Genomic DNA, 5,701 nt, shown 5'->3' with positions numbered 1-5,701 from the left:
CCTTTTCTGCTCACTCGATGCGCGGGGCGAGGACGCGCGCGACACACGCGACGCACAACGACGAACGACTCCCCGCCCCGCCCCGCGTCAGCGGAAGTGCATGTTCTTCAGCGGGTCGACGAGCACGCCGTTCCGCCGCGTCTCGACGTGCACGTGCGGCCCCGTCGACTGCCCGGTGTTGCCGGACTTCGCGATCTCGGTGCCGAGCTTCACGATCTGCCCCTGCTTCACCTCGATCTTGCTGAGGTGCGCCGTCAGGACCGTCGTCATGCCGTACGTCACGACGATGTAGTTGCCGTATGCCCCGTCGTTCGCGACCGTCCGCGTTACGGTGCCCGTCCCCGAGCCGTACACGGGAGTGCCGACCGGCACGGGGGCGTCGGTGCCCTGGTGGTAGCGCGGGACGTGCCCGGCGCCGCGGTCGTCGCCGTACCGCCCGGTGATCTTCGTGCCGTTGACGGGCCAGGCCAGGCCGGTGACCGGTCGGCTCGACCAGACACGGGTGTCCTTCGCCCCGTAGAGCACCACGTTGCCGTCGACCTGCACGAGCAGGTTGCCCGTCCCGGCGGTGCTGGTGCGGGAGCTCCAGATCGCGACCTTCTTACGCGACGCGTCACGGGTCCAGATGACGAAGTTGCCCTTGGTCTGCAGCTCGGCCCAGGCACCCGGGTGGCCGCCGGTCCGCGACTGCCAGACGACCCGTCCGCTGACCTTCTGCACCAGGTTGCCGTCGGTGCGCATGTTGAGGATCCGCGTGTTCGAGGTGTCGGAGCGCAGGACCGTCCCGCCGAGGATCCTGTTGCCCGACGCGACGCGGTCCTGGAACCCGGTCCAGCCCACGACGACGGCCTTGCCGGCAAGCAGGGCCATCGTGCCGTCGGCGCGGACCTTGAAGGCCGTGGAGCTCGCGGTGCCCGCCGACGTCCAGCGCACCAGGCGCTTGCCGTTCCGGGTGATGTCGAGGGCGCGGTCCTTGCGCACGACGGCGATCGCCCCGGAGTTGCCGGCGGTGTTCGACGCCCACAGCACGCGGTTGCCGATGCCGTACTCGACCAGGTTGCCGTCGCCCTGCATGATGAGCTTGAACTGGCCGTTCGGCGACGTGACCTGGTCGCCGGGCAGGATCTTCGTGCCGGCGGGGACCGAGCCGACCCAGACGGCAGAGGCCGCTGCCGGCTCGGCCGTCGCGACGACTGCCCCGGCCGCCAGGGCCAGTGCCATCACGGCGCCGGCGATGCGTGGGAGTCGGCGCGCACGAGCGACGGTCGACGGAGTGGTGGTCATGGATCCCCTGCCTCGGGCCGACCACACGAGCGCGCGGCCGTTCGGCGCTCGCCCTGCACGAGTCGCCGAACGATGTTCGCTTTTCTGCACGGGGTGCACAACCCCGCGGACGGGGGGTCTCCAGCACCGGACCGGTCACCGCGGGACAGGATGGGGGCATGCCGACGCCGAATCCTGCCTTCGTCCAGCCCCCCGCGCAGACCACTCGACCTGACCTGCGGGGCACGTTCGGGATGGCGGCCTCGACGCACTGGATCGCGACGGCGACCGCCCAGTCCGTGCTCGAACGTGGTGGCAACGCGTTCGACGCGGCCGTCGCCGGGGCCTTCGTCCTGCACGTCGTGGAGCCGCACCTCAACGGCCCGGGCGGTGACCTGACGGCGGTCTTCGCGACGGCCGCGAACCCCACGCCGACGGTGCTGGTCGGGCAGGGTCCGGCTCCCGAGGGTGCGACACCGGAGCACTACCGCGCCGAGGGGCTCGACCTGGTCCCCGGCTCCGGCGCGCTGGCCGCGGCCGTCCCCGGCGCGGTCGACGCCTGGCTCCTGCTGCTCCGTGACCACGGCACCTGGGAGCTGGCCGACGTCCTCGCACCGGCCGTCGGGTACGCCCGCGACGGCCACCCGGTCACACCCGCGGTGGTCCGGACGATCACGACCGTGCGGGACCTGTTCGAGGAGCACTGGCCCACCTCCGCCACGCAGTGGCTGCCGGGAGGCGCGGTGCCGGTCCCCGGGGACCTGGTGCGCAACGAGGCGCTCGCCACCGTGCTCGACCGACTGGTCGACGCCGGTTCCGGCGCCGGCAGCCGGACCGGCCGCATCGATGCGGCCCGGTCCGAGTGGGCGGAGGGGTTCGTCGCCGAGGCGATCGACCGGTTCGTCCGCGAACCGCACCGGCACGCGTCGGGCACCGACCACGCCGGCGTCATCCGCGCGTCCGACCTGGCCGCGTTCCGGGCCTCGTACGAACCCGCGACGACGGCGGCGTTCCGGGGCTGCACGATCGCCAAGACCGGCGCGTGGGGCCAGGGCCCGGCACTCCTCCAGACCCTGCGGCTGCTCGAACCGCTCGACGACGCCCTGCTCGACCCTTCCACCGAGCTCGGTGCGCACACGATCGTCGAGGCGCAGAAGCTCGCGCTCGCCGACCGCGAGGCCTTCTACGGCGACGGCGAGGTCCCGCTCGACGTCCTGCTCTCCGACGCCTACGCCGACGAACGCCGCGCCCTCATCGGCGAGCGTGCGTCGGCCGAACTCCGGCCCGGCACGATCGCCGGGGTCGGACACGCCATGCCGCCGATCCGCACGTCCTCCGGCTCCGCCGCGGCGGCGGGTGTGGGCGAACCGACCGTGCAGGTCGCCCGCGACCGTGACGGCGACGTCCCCCCGGCTGCTCCGGTCGAGGACCGCGGTGAGCCGTTCGTGACCCCCGACGGCGAGACCCGCGGCGACACGTGCCACATCGACGTCGTGGACCGTTGGGGCAACATCGTCAGCGCGACCCCGTCCGGCGGCTGGCTGCAGTCCTCACCGACGATCCCGGAGCTCGGGTTCTGCCTCGGCACCCGCCTGCAGATGACGTGGCTCGAACCGGACACGGCCTCGACCCTGCGCCCCGGCGAGCGCCCCCGCACCACGCTGACGCCGACCCTGGTGCTCCGCGACGGGCAGCCGGTTGCGGCGCTCGGCTCCCCCGGCGGTGACCAGCAGGACCAGTGGCAGCTGCTGTTCCTGCTGCGCTGGATCGTCGGCGGGTACTCCCCGCAGCAGGCCATCGACGCCCCGGCCCTGCACACCACGTCGTTCCCGGGGTCGTTCTGGCCGCGCACCTGGGAGCCCGCGGGCCTGGTCGTCGAGGACCGCCTGGGCGACGAGGTGATCGCCGCGCTCGAGGCCCGCGGACACGTCGTCACGCGTGGCGGCGACTGGAGCCTCGGCCGGTTGACGTGCGTCACGCGCGACCCGGACACCGGTGTCCTCGGCGCCGCCGCGAACCCCCGCGGCAACCAGGGGTATGCCGCGGGACGCTGACCGGCGCTCGTTCCTTCCCAGGACACCCGCGCTGGAAAGTGGGATCGACCAGGGACGCCCGAGCCCGGCTCAGAGCGTCGGGACGACGACCGCGCGGCCCGAGAGCTCGCCGGCCTCGAGCTTCCGGTACGCCTCGAGCGCGTCGGACAGCGCGTACCGCTCGACGTCGGGCACGATCTGCCCGGCGCGGTACATCGCGACGACCTCGTGCAGGTCCTCGATGGTGCCCCAGTAGGTGTTCGTGATCGTCGACTCGTACGGCGTCGCGAAGAAGTTCCACTCGGTGGTGCCGCCCGCGATCCCGACGACGGTGAACCGGCCGCCGACCGCCATCGAGGCCTGCGCGACCCCGATCGTGGGAGTGGCTCCGACGAAGTCGAACGCCGCATCGACACCGCGTCCGCCGGTGATCTCGCGGATGCGCTCCGCCTGGTCCGGGCCACCGGGGACGGTGATCGCGCCGCGGGCGGCCGCGCGGTCCATCGCGTCCTGCTTCATGTCGGTCGCGATGACCGTGGCGCCGGTGAGCGCCGTCAGGATCTGCACGGCGATCTGCCCGAGGCCACCGAGCCCGACGACGAGTGCGAAGCGACCGCCCCCGGCCAGGTTCGGCAGGGAGTTCTTGATCGCGTGGTACGGCGTGAGGGCGGCGTCGCTCAGCGGTGCGGCGGCGACCGGGTCGGCGTCGCCGAGCGGCACGAGGTTCCGCGCGGGGACGCTGACGTACTCCGCCATGCCGCCGTCGCGACCGAGGCCGATGCCCATGTACGGGTTCGTCGCGGCGTTCTCGCAGTAGGTGTCCTGGCCCTTCGAGCAGTACGAGCAGTGCCCGCAGCCGACCGGTCCGTAGACCAGGTAGGCGTCACCCTCGGCGAAGCCCGTCACCCCGTCGCCGACAGCCTCGACCCAGCCGGAGTTCTCGTGGCCGAGCACGAAGGCGGGGGCCTGGGCTCCCGGCTGCCCCTGCTGGAACTCGCGGTACACGGCGACGTCGGAGTGGCAGGCACCGGCGCCGGCGACCTTGAGCAGGACCTCACCGGGTCCGGGTACGGGCTTCGGGACCTCGGTCAGGGACGGGAAGGTCTGGTACTGCTCGAACACGACGGCGCGCATGGGTGTCTCCTTTGATCGCCCTTCACGCTACACCTGTCGTCGTGGACGACATGTGTCGTCCAGTTGCCGCGAGATCGCGTCCGCCGCCGAACAGACCGCGGTCGAACCGTGCTCCGCCCGGACGGGACCGGCTCGCGGCCATACCCATCACCACGAGCCAGCCGATCGGTCCGGTGAACACGAGGAGCAGGATCCACAGCCCGGTGTGGTCCCGGTCGTGCAGCCGCCGCACGAGCAGCGACCACCGGGGCACGATGGTCAGGATCGTCGGGACGAGCAGCACCAGGTCCCACCCGTCCGGCCAGACCTCCCGGTTGCCGGCCCCCCAACCGAACGACCCGTCCCGCCCGCGGTCGACCAGGTCGAACGAGACCTGCGGTGAGGGGACGGCTCCGAACGGGTCGACGTACAGCTCCCACCGCCCTCCGGTCCCGTGCACACCGACGACCCAGAGCGCGACCCCGGCCAGCGCGAGCTCGAGCGCGATCACCCACCAGAACTCCGAACGGCTCGCCCGTCCGTGGAACCGCCACCCTTGCGTCCAGAACCGCAGCCAGGCGACCACCGGGTTCGTCACGTCGGCCGGACCCTGTTCGAGCACGGACCTGCGGAAGTTCACGGCCTCACTGTCCCCCATGCGCCCGATCGTAGGGCAGACCTGCGTCTTCACCGTGAGCCGGTTGCGAGAACGAGCGTTCTCGGATTGACTCGGGAGCGGTGGTCCCACTCGGGACCACTCCCCCACACGAAAGGAGCGGGCATGCCCACTCGCACCGCACGCACCGCCTGGAACGGCGGCCTCGAGGACGGTTCCGGCCAGGTCGAACTCTCGAGCTCGAAGGTCGGCACGTACGACGTCTCGTTCCCGAAGCGCACCGCCGAGGACGCCGGCGGCACCACGAGCCCCGAGGAGCTCATCGCCGCCGCCCACTCGGCCTGCTACGCCATGCAGTTCTCCGCCGTCCTCGGCGAGGCCGGCGGCACGGTCGAGGCCCTCGACGTCAAGGCCGACGTCTCGCTCGGCCCGGACCCGGACGGCGGCTTCCGCCTCACCGGCATCGTCCTGACCGTCAGCGGCGAGGTCTCCGGCATCGACGAGGCCGCCTTCCTCAAGGCCGCCGAGGACGCCAAGGCGACCTGCCCCGTCAGCAAGGCACTGACCGGCGTCGAGATCACGCTGCACGCGACCTTCGAGCAGTAGGCGCGCGAAGCAGGAACCGTCACGACGTGACGGACGGGAGGCCCGGTGCCAGCTGGCACCGGGCCTCCCG

At 72.3% G+C, this 5,701-nt stretch carries 5 protein-coding genes; 2 read left to right on the top strand and 3 right to left on the bottom strand.

The genetic code is table 11. The annotated features are described in order from the left end of the window. Positions 1-87: 87 nt before the first annotated feature. Complete coding sequence (locus BIU95_RS19180; RefSeq protein WP_071251770.1) at positions 88-1,284, bottom strand: peptidoglycan DD-metalloendopeptidase family protein; 1,197 nt, start codon at positions 1,282-1,284, stop codon at positions 88-90. A gap of 233 nt (positions 1,285-1,517) precedes the next feature. Between BIU95_RS19180 and BIU95_RS12060 the strand changes: the two genes are divergently transcribed. Next, positions 1,518-3,317: a gamma-glutamyltransferase family protein gene (locus BIU95_RS12060; RefSeq protein WP_217639440.1), complete on the top strand. Its 1,800-nt coding sequence runs from the start codon at positions 1,518-1,520 to the stop codon at positions 3,315-3,317. A gap of 69 nt (positions 3,318-3,386) precedes the next feature. Here BIU95_RS12060 and BIU95_RS12055 read toward each other — a convergent pair whose 3' ends face one another. Both BIU95_RS12055 and BIU95_RS12050 read right to left on the bottom strand, forming a co-directional pair. Continuing rightward, complete coding sequence (locus tag BIU95_RS12055; protein WP_071251768.1) at positions 3,387-4,430, bottom strand: NAD(P)-dependent alcohol dehydrogenase; 1,044 nt, start codon at positions 4,428-4,430, stop codon at positions 3,387-3,389. Positions 4,431-4,452: 22 nt separating this feature from the next. Beyond that, positions 4,453-5,067: a DUF805 domain-containing protein gene (locus BIU95_RS12050; RefSeq protein WP_071251767.1), complete on the bottom strand. Its 615-nt coding sequence runs from the start codon at positions 5,065-5,067 to the stop codon at positions 4,453-4,455. 123 nt (positions 5,068-5,190) lie between these two features. On the opposite strand from BIU95_RS12050, the gene BIU95_RS12045 reads away from it, so the two are divergent. Then, the gene (locus BIU95_RS12045; protein ID WP_042541027.1) at positions 5,191-5,631 is read left to right on the top strand and encodes an OsmC family peroxiredoxin; all 441 of its coding nucleotides are present in this window, start codon (positions 5,191-5,193) and stop codon (positions 5,629-5,631) included. Positions 5,632-5,701 lie beyond the last annotated feature (70 nt).

Source organism: Curtobacterium sp. MCBA15_007 (assembly GCF_001864905.1).
GTDB lineage: Bacteria > Actinomycetota > Actinomycetes > Actinomycetales > Microbacteriaceae > Curtobacterium > Curtobacterium poinsettiae.
This window is presented reverse-complemented; position numbering and strand designations above follow the sequence as displayed.

Coding starts and splice junctions, on each gene's coding strand:
- BIU95_RS19180 (WP_071251770.1), bottom strand. CDS start 1,284: ATGACCACCACTCCGTCGACCGTCGCTCGTGCGCGCCGACTCCCACGC.
- BIU95_RS12060 (WP_217639440.1), top strand. CDS start 1,518: ATGGCGGCCTCGACGCACTGGATCGCGACGGCGACCGCCCAGTCCGTG.
- BIU95_RS12055 (WP_071251768.1), bottom strand. CDS start 4,430: ATGCGCGCCGTCGTGTTCGAGCAGTACCAGACCTTCCCGTCCCTGACC.
- BIU95_RS12050 (WP_071251767.1), bottom strand. CDS start 5,067: ATGGGGGACAGTGAGGCCGTGAACTTCCGCAGGTCCGTGCTCGAACAG.
- BIU95_RS12045 (WP_042541027.1), top strand. CDS start 5,191: ATGCCCACTCGCACCGCACGCACCGCCTGGAACGGCGGCCTCGAGGAC.